This is a genomic window from Streptomyces sp. NPDC002690, from assembly GCF_053592415.1.
In genome coordinates this window covers 23557-38755 of sequence record NZ_JBSFVR010000002.1, presented here as the reverse complement: position 1 = coordinate 38755, position 15199 = coordinate 23557, and the positions used below count along the sequence as shown (strand labels likewise).

The following is a 15199-nucleotide window of genomic DNA, read 5'->3' as shown; positions in this document are numbered from 1 at the left end:
TGCGGGGACGCCGGAGCGGGGCCGCGCCGGCGTGATGAGGCCGTGCCGCTTCCGCTCCCTGGGATACGAGTGGAACATGAACTGACCGCGGGCCGTTCCCGAGGCCGTCGCACCTGAAGGGAGTCGGATCGCATGGCGGACGAAGCTGCTGAGTACCACTACGTGTGGGACGGGTCCGAGGAGGGCTGGGTCGTCCTCCGCACGAGGGTCGCGCTGGGCACCATCTTCAACACGCGTGATCGCCTCGCCCTCGTCATCGAGGACGACGCCGTGTACGCGCGGGTGATTCACCTCATGAGCGTGCACGGGCGGCCGTTCCTGGACACCCTCCCCCCGTGACCTGATACCAACCTCTGTGGACAGCCCTCAGGCGGTCGCCTCGCCCTCCCGGTAGGTGACGATCGCCTCGCCGTTCTCCCGCGCCCATGCGGTGAGCATCCGGATGGGCTCCTCCAGGGTGCGCCCGAGATCGGTCAGGCTGTACTCCACGCGTGGCGGTGCCTCGGCGTACGCGTGCCGCTCGACGAGCCCGTTGGCCTGGAGGCGGCGCAGCGTCTGGGTCAGTACCTTGCGCGAAATGCCACCGCTCAGTTCGACCAACTCGCCGTGCCGCAGCGGGCCGTCGGTCAGCGCGAAGAGCGTGACCATGGACCACTTGCTCGCGATGATCTCCATGGCGAGGAGAGCGGGGCAGTCGGCGAGGAACAGGTTTCCGGGTCGCAGGCTCACACCCTGAAGGTTACCTGGAGGTTCCTGACGGCTGCCTATCGTCGTTGAGGTGCGCACGCCTCCTACTCGCCCACCGCATGATCGGGGTGTCCCGTGTTCATCTCCCTCGCCGTCACAACTGTGGTCATGGCGGCCCTGCTTCTGGTCTCGGCCACCGCCAAGTCCCTGCGGACGCGCCACATCACCGAGCAGATGTCCACTCTCAAGGTGCCGCAGGGCCTTATGACGTTCCTGATAGCCGCCCAGATCGCGGGCGCGGCCGGTGCGATCGCCGGACTGTGGTTCGGACCCGTCGGAATCGCCGCCGCGATCGGCCTGACGCTCTACTTCGCCGGGGCCGTCGTCTTCCACCTGCGCGTCGGCGACCACAAGGGCGCGCTTCCGGCGGCTGTCCTCGCGGTGGCCTCCGTCGCCCTGATCGTGCTGGGCGCCGCCACCCTCTGAACCGCGGCGCCGGCCACCCCGCCCCGCGTCTCCCCGCCTTACGGGAGTGACCCGGCCCATCGCGGGCAACCGGAACGACGGCCGACCGCCCGTCCCCGGCCCCCGGCAACCGCCGGGGGCAGCGGGCCCCCAGTCCTCGTCCTCCGGAAGGTGATCCATGACCAGCAGCACGCTCGACGCCGCGCCCTCCGGCAGCGGCGAGACCGAGGGAAGCGGACAGAGCCGAACAGGCGGACCAGTCGACCCCGCGCTCTCCGTCGAGCGGGTCCAGCGCCTCAGACGGAGGCTGGAGCGGCTCATCGGGATCGCCGCGACCGAGGGCAACGCGCTCCTCCCGCTGCGGAACGGCGACGAGATATTCGGCGCGATGCTCGGGGCGATACGGGACGCCGAGCACACCGTGGACATGATGACTTTCGTGTACTGGCGCGGGGACATCGCCCAGCGGTTCGCCGAGGCGCTCTCCGAGCGCGCGCGGGCGGGGGTCCGGGTACGGCTGTTGCTCGACGGGTTCGGCAGCCGGCTCATCGAGAAGGACCAGCTGGCGATGATGAGCGAGGCGGGCGTGAACGTCGCCTGGTTCCGTAAGCCGCTCTACCTCTCGCCGCTCAAGCAGAACCACCGCTGCCACCGCAAGGTCCTCGTCGTCGACGAGCGCACCGCCTTCACCGGCGGGGTCGGGATAGCCGAGGAGTGGTGCGGCGACGCACGCGACGAACACGAGTGGCGGGACACCCACGTGCGGCTGCGCGGGCCCGCCGTCGACGGCCTCGCCGCCGCGTTCGCGCAGAACTGGGCCGAGTGCCACCCGGAACTCTTCGACGCCGAGGACCGGTTCGTGCCCGGCGCCCAGGAGGGCGACTCGATCGTGCAGGTGGTACGCGGCTCCGCCAGCTTCGGCTGGCAGGACATGCAGACCCTGATCCGGGTCGTCCTCGAATCCGCCGAGGAACGCGTCCGCCTCACCACCGCGTACTTCGCGCCCGACGCGTACTTCACCGAGCTGCTCTGCGCCGCCGCCCGGCGTGGTGTCGAGGTCGAGATCCTGCTCCCCGGCCCGCACACCGACAAGCGGGTCTGCCAGCTCGCGGGGCAGCGGTTCTACGAGGACCTGACCGCGTGCGGGGTGAAGATCCACCAGTACCAGCCGACGATGATGCACACCAAGACCCTCACCGTGGACCGGGTCGCCGCCCTCATCGGCTCCACCAACTTCAACCGGCGCTCCCTCGACCACGACGAGGAGGTGATGCTCGCGGTGTTGGACCCCGAGTTCACCGCCGTGCTCGACGGCCACTTCGAGCAGGACCGTGCGGCGAGCGAGCTGATCGACGGCCGCCGCTGGCGCCGCCGCTCGCTGATGCAGCGGGCCCGCGAGGCGTCGGTGTACCCGATCCGCCGGTTCCTCTGAACGCCGCTGAACCCGCTCCAGGTGTGGCACGGTCCGCGCGGGGCAGACGGAAGGCCCCAGCCGCCGTACGCCCGGGGCCGCCGCCCGCTCCCGGGACGTACGTCACCTGAAGGGAGTGGCCCATGAGCGCGTTCGCCGACACTTCACGGGAAACGACGACGGCGGCGGTGATCACCGAGCCGCTGCCCGATCTCCAGCTCCAGCTGCTGATCCAGCTCCTCGACCGTGAACTCCGCTCCAGCCTGCCGCTGACCCTCACCATCGCCGGAGGCGTCCTGCACGGGGACGTCATCGGGCACGAGGAGTGGAAGGCGGAGTGGGCGCGGAGCCTGCGCCAGGTGGAGGGCGAGGGGGCGAACCTCCTCGCCGAGTTCCCCGAATCCGTCGACCAGGGGCTCAGCGAGTTCGGGGCCGAGGAGGACCCGGGGCTGCCGCGCTGGATCCACCTGCGGGACGTCACCCTCAGCGTCGGCGGGGTGAGCCCGGTGCTGCTGCCGCTCTGGCGCGGCCGGCTCTCCGACGTGTCGGGGTGGGCGCTGGGACGGCCGCAGTAGCCCCGGCCCGTACGGCACCCATGCCGAAGGCCCGGCGGATCGGGTGATCCGCCGGGCCTTCGTGCGCTTCGTGCGGCAGGCGCCCGTGACCGTCAGAGGCGCTCGGGCGTCCGGATGCCCAGCAGCTCCATGCCGGTGTGCAGGGTGCGGGCGGTCAGCTCCACGAGGAAGAGCCGGTTCTCGACGACCTCGGGGGCGTTGTCGTCGCTGAGGACCTGGCACTGGTCGTAGAACGTCGTCAGGTGCGAGGCGAGCTGGTAGAGGTACGCCGCCAGCTTGTGCGGCTCGTACCCCGCCGCGACCTCGGCCAGCGTCTCGCCGAACCGGTCCAGGTGCAGGCCGAGCGCGCGCTCCGCCGGGGCCAGCTCCAGCTCCGGGTGGGCGACGGGCTTCGCGTCCCCGGCCTTGCGCAGGATCGAGCGGATACGGGCGTAGGCGTACTGGAGGTAGACCGAGGTGTCGCCGTTGAGCGAGACCATCTGGTCCAGGTCGAACTTGTAGTCGCGCACGGCGGACGTGGACAGGTCGGCGTACTTCACGGCGCCGACGCCGACGTACCGGCCGTTCTCGACGATCTCCTCCTCGGACAGGCCCACCTTCTCGGCCTTCTCCCGCACCACGGCCGTCGCCCGGGAGACCGCCTCGTCGAGGAGGTCCTCCAGCCGGACCGTGACACCCTCGCGGGTCTTGAACGGCTTGCCGTCCTTGCCGAGGACCGTGCCGAAGGCCAGCTGGTGCGCCGTGACGTCCTCGCTCAGCCAGCCGGCCCTGCGGGCGGTCTCGAAGACCATCTTGAAGTGCAGCGACTGCCGGGCGTCCACGACGTACAGCAGGGTGTTCGCCTTGAGGTTCTGCACCCGGTCGCGGATCGCGGAGAGGTCGGTCGCCGCGTAGCCGTAACCGCCGTTGGTCTTCTTGACGATCAGCGGGACCTGGTTGCCGTCCGGGCCCTTCACGTCCTCGAAGAAGACGCAGAGCGCACCCTCGGAGCGCACGGCGACGCCGGTCTCCTCCAGGATGCGGCAGGTCTCCTCCAGCATGTCGTTGTAGCCCGACTCGCCGACGATGTCCGGGTCGGAGATCTCCATGTCGAGCTTGTCGAAGACGGAGTAGAAGTAGACCTTCGACTCGTCCACGAACCGCTGCCACATGGCGAGCGTCTCCGGGTCACCCGCCTGGAGCGCGACCACCCGGTCCCGGGCGCGGGCCTTGAACTCCTCGTCGGAGTCGAAGAGCACGCGGGACGCCTTGTAGAGCCGGTTCAGCGAGGACATCGCGGCCTCGCCCGCGGACTCCGCGTCGGTGCCCGCGGTGTCGTGGCCCAGCTGGTCCGGGTGCTCGACGAGGTACTGGATGAGCATGCCGAACTGGGTGCCCCAGTCGCCGATGTGGTGGCGCCTGACCACGGACTCGCCGTTGAACTCCAGGATGCGCACCATCGCGTCACCGATGACCGCCGACCGCAGGTGGCCGACGTGCATCTCCTTGGCGACGTTCGGCTGGGCGTAGTCGATGACCGTGGTGCCCGCGTCCGGCGCGGTCGGCACACCGAGGCGGCCCTCGGCGTCGGCGGCCCGCGCGGCCAGCGTCGTGAGGATCGCCCGGTCGGTGAGGGTGACGTTCAGGAAGCCGGGGCCGGAGACCTCGATCTCCTTGATCAGCTCACCTGCCGGGATGGCGGCCGTGACCTGCGACGCCAGCTCGCGGGGGTTGCCCTTGAGCTTCTTGGCCAGCGCGAGGATGCCGTTGGCCTGGAAGTCGGCCCGGTCGCTTCGTCGCAGCAGCGGGTCGGCGGCGCCGGCGTCGGGCAGTGCTGCCGTCAGGGCGTCCGCCAGCTGCTGCTGGAGCGTGGAAGCGAGGGAAGGGACCGAGGCCATGTGCCGGCTGCCGTTTCCGTAGGGGGTGATGGGTGTCCCCAAGTATCCCACGGGCCGTGGGCGCGTCCGCAAAGCCATATCGAGCGCGCTGAGTGAAGTCATTTTCGCGCTCCGCCCCGCACCTGGGAGAATGACAGGGCCCCCGAAAGATTCCTGTACGAGAGAAGGGCGTGCCGACCGTGGCCGAGAGTCAGACAAGCACCGAGACCGACTGGGTCTCCCGCTTCGCGGACGATGTCATCGCCGAATCGGAGCGTCGCGCGCCTGGCAAACCGGTCGTCGTCGCGTCCGGCCTGTCCCCGTCCGGCCCGATCCACCTCGGCAACCTCCGCGAGGTCATGACCCCGCACCTGGTCGCCGACGAGATCCGCCGCCGCGGGTACGAGGTCCGCCACCTGATCTCGTGGGACGACTACGACCGGTACCGCAAGGTCCCGAACGGCGTCCCCGGCATCGACGCGTCCTGGGCCGAGCACATCGGCAAGCCGCTGACCTCGGTGCCCGCCCCGGCCGGGTCCGCGTACCCGAACTGGGCCGAGCACTTCAAGGCCGCCATGACCGGGGCGCTGGCCGAGCTGGGCGTCGAGTACGACCCGATCAGCCAGACCGAGCAGTACACCGCCGGTGTCTACCGCGAGCAGATCCTGCACGCGATGAAGCACCGCGCGGACATCGACGCCGTCCTCGACCGCTACCGGACCAAGAAGGACCCGGCCGCCGCGGGCAAGGGCAAGCAGCAGCAGAAGAAGGTCGACGAGGCCGAGCTGGAGGCCGCCGAGGGCTCCGGCGCGGCGGACGAGGACGACGGCAGCGGCAGCTCCGCCGGGTACTTCCCGTACAAGCCGTACTGCGGCAACTGCGGCAAGGACCTCACCGTCGTCACCTCCTACGACGACGACACCACCGAGCTGAACTACACCTGCTCGGAGTGCGGCTTCGCCGAGACCGTGCGGCTGAACGAGTTCAACCGCGGCAAGCTGGTCTGGAAGGTCGACTGGCCGATGCGCTGGGCGTACGAGGGCGTGATCTTCGAGCCCAGCGGCGTGGACCACTCCTCGCCGGGCTCGTCGTTCGTCGTCGGCGGCCAGATCGTCCGCGAGATCTTCGACGGCGTCCAGCCGATCGGCCCGATGTACGCGTTCGTCGGGATCTCCGGCATGGCGAAGATGTCCTCCTCCAAGGGCGGGGTGCCGACCCCGGCCGACGCTCTGAAGATCATGGAGGCGCCGCTGCTGCGCTGGCTGTACGCCCGCCGCAGGCCCAACCAGTCCTTCAAGATCGCGTTCGACCAGGAGATCAACCGGCTCTACGACGAGTGGGACTCCCTGGAGCGCAAGGTCGCCGAGGGAACCGCGCTGCCGGCCGACCTCGCCGCCCACGGGCGCGCCGTCCGCACGGCCGCCGGCGAGCTGCCGAGCACCCCGCGCCCGCTGCCCTACCGCACGCTGGCCTCCGTCGCCGACATCACCGCCGGCGCCGACGACCAGACGCTGCGCATCCTCAGCGAGCTCGACCCGGAGAACCCGCTCACCTCGCTCGACGCGGTGCGCCCCCGCCTCGACCGCGCCGAGAACTGGATCACCACCCAGGTCCCGGCCGAGGCCCGCACCGTCGTCCGTACCGAGCCCGACACCGAGCTCCTCGGATCGCTCGACGAGCAGGGGCGCGAGTCGTTGCGCCTGCTGCTGGAGGGCCTGGACGGCCACTGGTCGCTCGACGGGCTCACCACGCTCGTCTACGGCGTGCCGAAGGTGCTGGCCGGCCTGGAGCCGGACGCCAAGCCGACGCCCGAACTCAAGGTGGCCCAGCGGTCGTTCTTCGCCCTGCTCTACCGCCTGCTGGTGAGCCGGGACACCGGCCCGCGCCTGCCCACCCTGCTCCTCGCCGTCGGCGCGGACCGGGTGCGGGTGCTGCTGGGGGCGTAAACACCCGCAGTACGTACGACGGAAGGGGCCGCCGCCCGGGACGATCCGGGCGGCGGCCCCTTCCGCGTACGCGCACCGCGTTGACACGGCGATCGCCCCAGGCGTTCGCTGTGGAGCGCATGGGCCGCACGCTCGGGTGCGATGCCCGGGACGGGAGGATTCCCATGGTGTGGTCGTGGCTCGCGGTGGCCGTCGGCGCGGGGCTCGCGGCGATCGGAGTCCCTCATCTGACCGGCCGGAGGACGGCCGGTTTCCGGCGTCCCCGGGTGGGCGGATGGGCAGCGGTGACCGGAGGCGCGGGACTGTGCCTCAGCGCGCTGCTGGACATCGTCGGAGCGGGGGGCGCCGTGGTGCTGCTCCCGGCCGGTCTCGTCCTCCTGGGGCTGCTGCTCCTCGCCTGCGGTGGACCGGTCAGCAGGTTCACCCGGCACCGGGTGTGAAACGGCACAGGACGGGCCCCGCGCTGTGCGGGGCCCGTCCCTGTACGTCTTACGTCTTACGTCTTACGTTTTACGTCTTACGTCGTGCGCCGTGCGCCGGACTCAGGCGATGTGGTCGGCGGCGAGCTCCGCGTCGTAGCGCTGCTTGAACTCCGGCATCAGGCGGCGCAACAGGGCGGCGCTGCGCGGGTGGTGGACGTTCTGGCCGTCGGCGAGGTGGATGGAGAGAACGTCGACGCTCGGGTAGCCGCTGTTCGTCGCGACGAAGGTACGGAAGACCTGGTACGCGATCTCGGCGTACTCGGAGTCCTCCGCGCTGTCGGCGTGGGCGGGAGCGTCGGCGGGCTCGGCCGCGGACGCGGCCCGCTCGGCCTCGCGCACGGTCTCCTCGGCGGCGTGAACGGCTTCCCTGGCGTTCTCGTCGTCGGAGTGCTGCCCGTCGCCCTGCTGCTGGGCGTCGCGCGTGTGCGGGACGGCGCCGATGGTGCCCACGTTGCCGAGCGAGCGGGTACGGCCGCCCGCGCCCGAGGGCACCTGGGCGGGCGTGCGCTCGAAGGTGTCCTCGTAGAAGGGGTCGTAACCGCCCTGGTACTCCTGGTCCGACGGCTGCCCCGCGAACCACGGGCTGCCCTGCGCGTCCGGGTCGGGGTCCACCGGAGCCCAGTCGCCGCGCTCCTGCTGCTGGGTGTCCTGCGGGTACGGCCCCTGCGGGTAGGGGTCCTGGGGGTAGGCGTCCGGCGGGACGTCGTCCGGGGCGTACCCGTTCCGGGCCTGCCCGGCCCGTGCGCGGTCGTCCCGCTGCCCGGGCAGGACCGCGTGCGGCGGGAGGTCCCGCTGCTGGGGGTGGGGTGCCGCGGCCTGCGGCCGGTCGAGGTCCTGGGCGTGCTCCGCCCCGTCGTACGCGGTCAGTTCCGGCTTCGGCGCGGGCGGCAGCAGTACGGGTTCGATCCCGGCCGCCGCGAGACCCGCCGGGGCGGTCTCGGCGAGCGGTACACCGTACTTGGCGAGCCGCAGCGGCATCAGGGCCTCGATCGGAGCCCTGCGCCGCCAGGCGCGGCCGAAGCGGGCCTGCAGCCGGGCCTGGTAGATCAGCCGGTCCTGTTCGAGCTTGATGACCTGTTCGTAGCTGCGCAGCTCCCAGAGCTTCATGCGCCGCCACAGCTTGAACGTGGGCACGGGGGAGAGCAGCCAGCGCGTCAGGCGCACGCCCTCCATGTGCTTGTCGGCGGTGATGTCGGCGATCCGGCCCACCGCGTGGCGGGCGGCCTCGACGGCGACGACGAAGAGGATCGGGATCACCGCGTGCATGCCGGTGCCGAGCGGATCGGGCCATGCGGCGGCGCCGTTGAACGCGATGGTCGCCGCCGTCAGCAGCCACGCCGTCTGGCGCAGCAGCGGGAACGGGATGCGCAACCACGTCAGCAGCAGGTCCAGCGCCAGCAGGACGCAGATGCCCGCGTCGATGCCGATCGGGAACACCAGGGAGAAGTTCCCGAACCCCTTTTCCAGGGCGAGTTCGCGCACGGCTGCGTAGGAGCCCGCGAAACCGATCGCGGCGATGACCACCGCTCCGGCGATGACGAGCCCGATGAGTACCCGGTGCGTGCGTGTGAGCTGCATCGCGGCCACCCGCGATCCCCTCCCCGACCTCTGTTCTCCGCCCGGCTTCTGACATCCGGCGGGGCCCAGCCTGGCACACGTGTACGAGTCGTGATGCGCGGGGAGGCCGGGAGAGCCGCCCGCGGGGGTGTCCGGGGGGAGCCCTCGATTCCGCAAAGGGGGCTCTGGGCTGGGACATTGGCCCGAGGGCGATTTTCGGTCACGACTTGGGGGCGGCCGGAGGGAACGGCTGTTCGCGGTCCTACGCTGTGCTCGCGACAGGGCGCCCGCGGCCCTTTCGGCCCCTACGAGCAAACCTGGTGATGATCCATGACCTCGGACGTGGTCTCCGTCCGTCCCAGTGCCCGCCTCGCGATGTTCTCCTCGGCCTTCCTCCTCGCCGCTGCCGCCATCAAGGCGTTCGCGGACGGCGGGGCGGTCGCGCAGTGGGTATTCGGCGGCATGGCGGTGTTCTTCCTGGCCGGACTCGTGGCCGTCCGCTTCGCGTGCGCCGTCACCGTCACCCTGGACACCGTCACCGTGCGGCAGCCCCTGCGGACCGTCTCCTTCGGCCTCGGCCAACTGCGTTCGGTGTCCGGCGGGCGTCCGCCGGGCAAGAAGCGTGGCGTGGAGACGCTGAGGTTCGAGGGCGTCGACGCGACCCGCATCTCGTTCAGCATGGCGGCCGTCTCCCCGGCCGACCGCCGACGCCTCGTCGCCGCCCTCACGGAGCGCACGGCGCCGGACGTGGTGAGGTGGGACGCGCCGATGCGCGCGATGCTCGCCGAGGTCCCGGACACGCCTCCGGGGTCCGGCCCTCAGGAAGCGGCCGGACCCCGGAGCGAGTCCTGATCGGACGGAGACTCTCCTGGCGTCAGGACTTCTTCGTCGCCTTGGGCGTCGCCTTCGCGGTGGCACCCGAGTCCGAGTCCGAGTCGGAACCGGAGTCAGAGTCGGTGCTCTCGCTGCTGCTCGTCTTGGGGCTGTCGCTGTCGTCGCCGCTGCTCTTGCTGCTGCTCGTCTTCGGGCTGGAGCTGGTGGTGGCGCTCGGGCTCGACGAATCGGTCGTGGTGGTGCCGTCAGCGCCGCCCACGGCCGCCACGATCTCCTTCGCCGCGGTCTGCGCGCCGGCCAGGATGTCCGCGGTGGACGGGGCCTTGGCGCCCGCGTAGCCGGTGCCGTTGTAGTTCACCGAGACGACGACGTTGGCCGTACGCACGACGATCGCCGCGTAGGTGAAGTCCTCGCTCGTCTTGTTCAGGGTGTACGTGACCGCGGTGGCCTGGTCGCCGATGCCGGAGACGGGCACGGTTTCGAGCTTCTTCGCGCCCTCGGCCGCCTGCGCCTTGGTGACCGACTTGGTGTAATCGGTGGTCGCACGGTCGGCGCCGCTGCCGATCGACGCGTCGGAGTCGTACCTGACGAGGCCGATGTCCAGCCAGTGGTACACGGAGCCCTTGACGCCCTTGTCGTCCAGGCCGTTCCAGGAGCAGCTGCCCCGGGCGTCGTCGTCGGAGGACTTGCCCACGGTGCCGCCGGCCTTCTTCGCGGACGGGACGAGCTTCTTGACCGTCTTCGCGGAGATCGCCTTGCACGGGTCGGGCAGCCCGGCGAACTTCGCCGGCTCCACGGTGGGGGTCGGGGAGGCCGAAGCCGCGGAGCTCGACGAGCCGGAGGCGGTGGAGCCGGTGCTCTTGTCCTTCGCGTCGTCGCCGGAGTCCGACGAGCAGCCGGCGGCGACGAGCATCACCGGGACGGCGGCGCAGAGGAGTATGCGGGACAGTCGCGGGGCTGATCGGTGCATGGTTCCTTCACTCGGACGGTACGGGACGGCACGGGGCGACGATCGCGGTCGTTCCCGAGGCCGGACGGGCGGTGCGGGTGCGTGTTCCGGAGAGCCACCGTACGACGGACGCGGAATCCGCGTGGCCGCGAAGGCCGGTCGCGACGGGTCCCGCGCGGGTCCCGGCGGCGCCCGCGGGAGCGGCCTATTCGCTGATGGTCTCGTCGAGCCCGCGGGCCAGTGCCTGGGCCTTCTCCTGGAGTTCCGCGCTCTCGGGCACCTCGGCGGCGTCGGTCACCTGCTCCGCGTACCGGACGCTGACGACCACGTTCGATGTGCGGAAGACCACGCTGACCGTACGGCGCTGGGCTGCGGAACCTCCGCTTTCGAGCGAATCGTCCAGGAAAGCGGCATTTCCGATGTTGTGCAGCGTCCGGGGCGCGAGGTCCTCGGAGGCTCCGTCGCCCCCGGTGTCGTTCCCGGTCGGGTCCAGCGACGCGGGGCCCGTCGGGGAGGTGGAGCCCTGCGGCGACACGCCGTCCCCGGCGGACGGGGACGCGGTCGCCGAGGGGGTGGCGGAGGAGTCCTCCCCCGAGGGGGAGGACGAGGGCAGGCCGACCGCCTCCGCCTTCTTCCCGTACACGGCGGAGGCGCTGTCCTCGTCGCTCACCGAGGGGTCGTAGGAGACGACCCGCTCGAAGTCGACCACCAGGGTCCGGGTGGAGTCCGCGGTGCGCGCCTGCCAGGTGCAGCCCGCCTTGCGGTCGGTGTCGTACGTGACCGACGCCCGGCCCTCGTACGCGGCCTCCCGCTGCTCCTCCGGGAGGCCGGCCAGGCCCGGCAGGAGCTGCTTGAGCGTGCCGGTGCTCACGGACCGGCAGGCCTCGGGCAGGGTCTGGTACTTGCCGGGGGGTGCGACCGAGACGGTGGGACCGCCGGGCTTCGCGTCGGCGGTGTCGTCCTCGGTGCCCGAGCCCCCGGTACAGCCGGCGACGAGCGCCGCGAGAAGCGCGATGCCCGGAACGTACGCCATGGGTCGCAAGGTCCCAGGCCCCCTTCGATACGAAAACAAGTTGCCGCGCGACGGCGGCCGATGGACACAATGTGTATCGCACGTGCGGCTGTGAATGCCGGTCGGCCGAGATGTTTGCCGATCTTGGCACCGGTTTTGCGCTTTAAGTCTTTTGGGCCCTTTCGGGCCACTTTTGCTGTCTGTCCTGTCGGGCTTCCGCCGGGAGTCCGGCCGGGTTCCGGCAGGGTTCCGGCCGGGGTTCCGACGGGCTTTTGCCAGGGGGAAACGAGGAATCATGTCGTACGTGGAGATGCCGGGCGCGCAGGTACCGATCCGGATGTGGACCGACCCCGCGTCGGTCGAGGACGTCGCGATGCAGCAGTTGCGGAACGTCGCGACCCTGCCGTGGATCAAGGGGCTCGCCGTGATGCCCGACGTCCACTTCGGGAAGGGTGCGACGGTCGGCTCGGTGATCGCCATGCACGGCGCGGTCTGCCCCGCCGCCGTCGGCGTGGACATCGGCTGCGGCATGTCCGCCGTCAAGACCTCCCTGACCGCGAACGACCTGCCCGGCGACCTCTCCCGGCTGCGCTCGCGCATCGAGGAGGCCATCCCGGTCGGGCGCGGCATGCACGAGGAACTGGTGGACCCGGCCGGACTGCCCGGGGTGGGAGCCGCGGGCTGGGACGACTTCTGGACCCGCTTCGGTGGGATCGCCGACGAGGTCAAGTTCCGTCAGCAGCGGGCGGTGCGGCAGATGGGCACCCTCGGCGGCGGCAACCACTTCATCGAGTTCTGCCTCGACGAGTCGGGCGCGGTCTGGCTGATGCTGCACTCCGGCTCGCGCAACATCGGCAACGAGCTCGCCGACCACCACATCGGCATCGCCCAGAGCCTCCCGCACAACCAGGACCTGATCGACCGCGACCTCGCGGTCTTCGTCGCGGACACCCCGCAGATGGCCGCCTACCGCAACGACCTGTTCTGGGCGCAGGAGTACGCCAAGTTCAACCGGGCCGTCATGATGGGCCTCTTCCAGGACGTGGTCCGCAAGGAGTTCCGCAAGGCGAAGGTCACCTTCGACCCGGTCATCTCCTGCCACCACAACTACGTGTCCGAGGAGCGGTACGACGGTATGGACCTGCTGGTCACCCGGAAGGGGGCGATCCGGGCGGGCTCCGGCGAGTTCGGGATCATCCCCGGGTCCATGGGCACCGGCTCGTACATCGTGAAGGGCCTCGGCAACGAGAAGTCCTTCAACTCCGCCTCGCACGGCGCCGGCCGCCGGATGAGCCGGATGGCCGCGAAGCGACGGTTCACCACCAAGGACCTGGAGGAGCAGACGCGCGGCGTCGAGTGCCGCAAGGACTCCGGCGTGGTGGACGAGATCCCGGGCGCGTACAAGCCGATCGAGAAGGTCATCGACCAGCAGCGCGACTTGGTGGAGGTCGTCGCCAAGCTGAAGCAGCTGGTCTGCGTCAAGGGGTGAGGCAGGGGCGTGCGGGCCCGGTTGTTTCCGGGCCCGCACCCGTGCCGCCGCTCAGAGCGTGCGGTGCACCTTGCTGTTGGACGCCTGCGCGCGCGGGCGCACGACGAGCAGGTCGATGTTGACGTGGCTGGGGCGGGTCACGGCCCAGCCGACGGTGTCGGCCACGTCCTCGGCGGTGAGCGGCGCGTCGACGCCCGCGTACACCTTGGCGGCCTTCTCCGCGTCGCCCCGGAAGCGGTTGGTGGCGAACTCGTCGGTCTTCACCATGCCGGGCGCGATCTCGACGACCCGCACCGGCGTCCCGACGATCTCCAGCCGCAGCGTCTCGGCGAGCACGTGCTCGCCGTGCTTGGCCGCGACGTAGCCCGCGCCACCCTCGTACGTCCCGTGGCCCGCCGTCGAAGTCAGCACCACGATCGTGCCGTCGCCGCTCGCCGTGAGGGCGGGCAGCAGGGCCTGGGTGATGTTCAGGGTGCCCAGGACGTTCGTCTCGAACATCTGGCGCCAGTCCGCCGGGTCCCCGGTGGCGACCGGGTCCGCGCCGAGCGCGCCGCCCGCGTTGTTGACCAGGACCGCGAGGGACTGGAACGCGGTGGAGAACTCGTCGACCGCCGCACGGTCCGTCACGTCCAGGGCGTACGCGGTGGCCTGGTGGCCCGCCGCGTTGATCTCCTCGGCCAGGGCCTCGATGCGGTCCTTGCGCCGGGCGGTGAGCACCACGCGGTAACCCTCGGCGGCGAGCCGGCGGGCGGTCGCGGCACCGATGCCGCTGCTCGCGCCGGTGATGACGGCGATCGGGGTGGCGGCCATGACGAACTCCCTCGGACAGGTGACCGGTACGGGGCCAGGATAGGCAGACGCGGCCCCGGTCCCTCGGGCGGTGCTCTCCGCCTCCGGCCGGTGCGTGCGCCCGGCCCGGAACTCGATACCGGCCCTCAGGCGGTGCCCGGCCCGCCGAACTCACGCACCGCGTCCGCGACCACCGTCTCCAGATGCCCGTGGTGCGCGCCCCGCCAGTACACCCGCTCGCACACCGTGCACTGCGCGAACACGTCGTACGCCGCCTGCGTACCGTGCTCCAGCCGGTCGGCCACCGCCTCCTTGTCCGCCTCCCGCAGCGGTCCGTTGCACGCGGTGCACCGCGACCACGGCGCCAGCACCGGCGCGAAGCGCCCCAGCACGTCCCGGAGCTGCTCCTCGGGCCGGTCGCTGTAGACGTACGCCCCCGCCCAGAGCTCCCGCCTCCGCAGCAGCCCGCGGTCCCGCGAGAGCATCACCCGCCGCTCGCGCGCGGAGAGCGCCGCCAGCGCGGGGTCCCCGATGTCCTCGCTCTCGTACGCCGCGTCGACCCCGAGGAGCCGCAACCGCCGGGCCAGCGTGCCCAGGTGCACGTCCAGCAGGAACCGCAACGGCGCCCCTGCCACCCGCTGCGGACGTTCCACCGCGCGTACGGCCACGTGCTCCCCGGTACGCGGGACGTGCGACACCGGCACCACCGTCCCGTCCACCACCAGCGCCCCGGCCTCGGTGAGCGGCACGCCGAGCGACTCCACGACGTGCCCGAGGGTGGAGGCCCCGTCCGTCACCAGCGCGGTCACCCCCTGGCGCCGCTCGTGCGCGACGAACAGCCGCAGCTCAGGGGCGACTTCGACGGTGATCTGCTGCTTGGTCACGGGAGGCTCGGACGCGGAAGGCTTGGTCACGCGCCCAGAATGTCACCGGGGAGGGCGGTGGGGCGAGGCGTTTCCGGGCGGGGCGTTCCACGGCGGGGCGTTCCACGGCGGGGCGTTCCACGGGCCGGGCGTTCGCGGTCCCGCCCCGCACCCGCCGTGCCACCGCACTCCGCACCGGGCGCCGAACAGCCCGGCTTCGGCCTGCCGGGCGGCCCTCGACACCGACCGGAGTGCTGGAGTCCTGCTGCCCCGCAGCGTGGTGA

15 protein-coding genes are annotated in these 15199 nt (G+C 71.4%); 8 read left to right on the top strand and 7 right to left on the bottom strand.

Translation table 11 applies throughout. The features are described from left to right. Window positions 1–132: 132 nt before the first annotated feature. Window positions 133–339 carry a hypothetical protein gene (locus ACWD3D_RS00475; protein WP_328720106.1) on the top strand — a complete coding sequence of 69 codons (207 nt, stop codon included), beginning with the start codon at window positions 133–135 and terminating at the stop codon, window positions 337–339. Window positions 340–366: 27 nt separating this feature from the next. Here the strand turns inward: ACWD3D_RS00475 and ACWD3D_RS00470 are convergent, their stop codons facing one another. Further along, window positions 367–675, bottom strand: a complete 309-nt coding sequence (locus ACWD3D_RS00470; protein ID WP_451458752.1) for a winged helix-turn-helix transcriptional regulator — start codon at window positions 673–675, stop codon at window positions 367–369. A 147-nt stretch (window positions 676–822) separates the two neighbouring features. On the opposite strand from ACWD3D_RS00470, the gene ACWD3D_RS00465 reads away from it, so the two are divergent. From ACWD3D_RS00465 to ACWD3D_RS00455, 3 genes are all read left to right on the top strand, one after another. Beyond that, entirely contained in the window at window positions 823–1173 is a 351-nt protein-coding gene (locus ACWD3D_RS00465; protein ID WP_451458722.1) for a DoxX family protein, read from the top strand. Between the two features lie 157 nt (window positions 1174–1330). Further along, a complete protein-coding gene (locus tag ACWD3D_RS00460; protein WP_451458721.1) occupies window positions 1331–2584 on the top strand; it encodes a phospholipase D-like domain-containing protein in 1254 nt (417 codons plus the stop codon). A gap of 122 nt (window positions 2585–2706) precedes the next feature. Beyond that, window positions 2707–3138 carry a hypothetical protein gene (locus tag ACWD3D_RS00455; RefSeq protein ID WP_451458720.1) on the top strand — a complete coding sequence of 144 codons (432 nt, stop codon included), beginning with the start codon at window positions 2707–2709 and terminating at the stop codon, window positions 3136–3138. 92 nt (window positions 3139–3230) lie between these two features. On the opposite strand, the gene argS is transcribed toward ACWD3D_RS00455, so the two are convergent. After that, a complete protein-coding gene (gene argS / locus ACWD3D_RS00450) occupies window positions 3231–5015 on the bottom strand; it encodes an arginine--tRNA ligase (protein WP_451458719.1) in 1785 nt (594 codons plus the stop codon). A gap of 170 nt (window positions 5016–5185) precedes the next feature. On the opposite strand from argS, the gene lysS reads away from it, so the two are divergent. Continuing rightward, complete coding sequence (lysS, locus tag ACWD3D_RS00445; protein WP_451458718.1) at window positions 5186–6940, top strand: lysine--tRNA ligase; 1755 nt, start codon at window positions 5186–5188, stop codon at window positions 6938–6940. A 164-nt stretch (window positions 6941–7104) separates the two neighbouring features. Continuing rightward, window positions 7105–7380, top strand: coding sequence for a hypothetical protein (locus ACWD3D_RS00440; RefSeq protein WP_451458717.1), 276 nt, complete (start codon window positions 7105–7107; stop codon window positions 7378–7380). Window positions 7381–7482: 102 nt separating this feature from the next. On the opposite strand, the gene ACWD3D_RS00435 is transcribed toward ACWD3D_RS00440, so the two are convergent. Then, a complete protein-coding gene (locus tag ACWD3D_RS00435; protein WP_451458716.1) occupies window positions 7483–9009 on the bottom strand; it encodes a DUF2637 domain-containing protein in 1527 nt (508 codons plus the stop codon). A gap of 300 nt (window positions 9010–9309) precedes the next feature. On the opposite strand from ACWD3D_RS00435, the gene ACWD3D_RS00430 reads away from it, so the two are divergent. Beyond that, the gene (locus ACWD3D_RS00430; protein ID WP_451458715.1) at window positions 9310–9831 is read left to right on the top strand and encodes a hypothetical protein; all 522 of its coding nucleotides are present in this window, start codon (window positions 9310–9312) and stop codon (window positions 9829–9831) included. Between the two features lie 22 nt (window positions 9832–9853). Here the strand turns inward: ACWD3D_RS00430 and ACWD3D_RS00425 are convergent, their stop codons facing one another. After that, window positions 9854–10783: a DUF3558 domain-containing protein gene (locus tag ACWD3D_RS00425; protein ID WP_451458714.1), complete on the bottom strand. Its 930-nt coding sequence runs from the start codon at window positions 10781–10783 to the stop codon at window positions 9854–9856. 184 nt (window positions 10784–10967) lie between these two features. Beyond that, window positions 10968–11795, bottom strand: a complete 828-nt coding sequence (locus tag ACWD3D_RS00420; protein ID WP_451458713.1) for a DUF3558 domain-containing protein — start codon at window positions 11793–11795, stop codon at window positions 10968–10970. A gap of 274 nt (window positions 11796–12069) precedes the next feature. Here ACWD3D_RS00420 and ACWD3D_RS00415 point away from each other — a divergent pair, with 274 nt between their 5' ends. Continuing rightward, window positions 12070–13263 carry an RtcB family protein gene (locus tag ACWD3D_RS00415; RefSeq protein ID WP_451458712.1) on the top strand — a complete coding sequence of 398 codons (1194 nt, stop codon included), beginning with the start codon at window positions 12070–12072 and terminating at the stop codon, window positions 13261–13263. Window positions 13264–13314: 51 nt separating this feature from the next. Here ACWD3D_RS00415 and ACWD3D_RS00410 read toward each other — a convergent pair whose 3' ends face one another. Further along, window positions 13315–14073 carry an SDR family NAD(P)-dependent oxidoreductase gene (locus ACWD3D_RS00410; RefSeq protein ID WP_451458711.1) on the bottom strand — a complete coding sequence of 253 codons (759 nt, stop codon included), beginning with the start codon at window positions 14071–14073 and terminating at the stop codon, window positions 13315–13317. 125 nt (window positions 14074–14198) lie between these two features. Further along, on the bottom strand, window positions 14199–14966 hold the full coding sequence (locus ACWD3D_RS00405) for a Mut7-C RNAse domain-containing protein (protein WP_451458710.1): 768 nt from the start codon (window positions 14964–14966) through the stop codon (window positions 14199–14201). Window positions 14967–15199 lie beyond the last annotated feature (233 nt).

Bases quoted from the DNA above. Each gene is read 5' to 3' on its own strand.
- ACWD3D_RS00460 (WP_451458721.1), top strand. From the start codon at position 1,331: ATGACCAGCAGCACGCTCGACGCCGCGCCCTCCGGCAGCGGCGAGACC.
- argS (WP_451458719.1), bottom strand. From the start codon at position 5,015: ATGGCCTCGGTCCCTTCCCTCGCTTCCACGCTCCAGCAGCAGCTGGCG.
- ACWD3D_RS00475 (WP_328720106.1), top strand. From the start codon at position 133: ATGGCGGACGAAGCTGCTGAGTACCACTACGTGTGGGACGGGTCCGAG.
- ACWD3D_RS00415 (WP_451458712.1), top strand. From the start codon at position 12,070: ATGTCGTACGTGGAGATGCCGGGCGCGCAGGTACCGATCCGGATGTGG.
- ACWD3D_RS00455 (WP_451458720.1), top strand. From the start codon at position 2,707: ATGAGCGCGTTCGCCGACACTTCACGGGAAACGACGACGGCGGCGGTG.
- ACWD3D_RS00425 (WP_451458714.1), bottom strand. From the start codon at position 10,783: ATGCACCGATCAGCCCCGCGACTGTCCCGCATACTCCTCTGCGCCGCC.
- ACWD3D_RS00430 (WP_451458715.1), top strand. From the start codon at position 9,310: ATGACCTCGGACGTGGTCTCCGTCCGTCCCAGTGCCCGCCTCGCGATG.
- ACWD3D_RS00410 (WP_451458711.1), bottom strand. From the start codon at position 14,073: ATGGCCGCCACCCCGATCGCCGTCATCACCGGCGCGAGCAGCGGCATC.
- ACWD3D_RS00440 (WP_451458717.1), top strand. From the start codon at position 7,105: ATGGTGTGGTCGTGGCTCGCGGTGGCCGTCGGCGCGGGGCTCGCGGCG.
- ACWD3D_RS00420 (WP_451458713.1), bottom strand. From the start codon at position 11,795: ATGGCGTACGTTCCGGGCATCGCGCTTCTCGCGGCGCTCGTCGCCGGC.
- ACWD3D_RS00470 (WP_451458752.1), bottom strand. From the start codon at position 675: ATGGAGATCATCGCGAGCAAGTGGTCCATGGTCACGCTCTTCGCGCTG.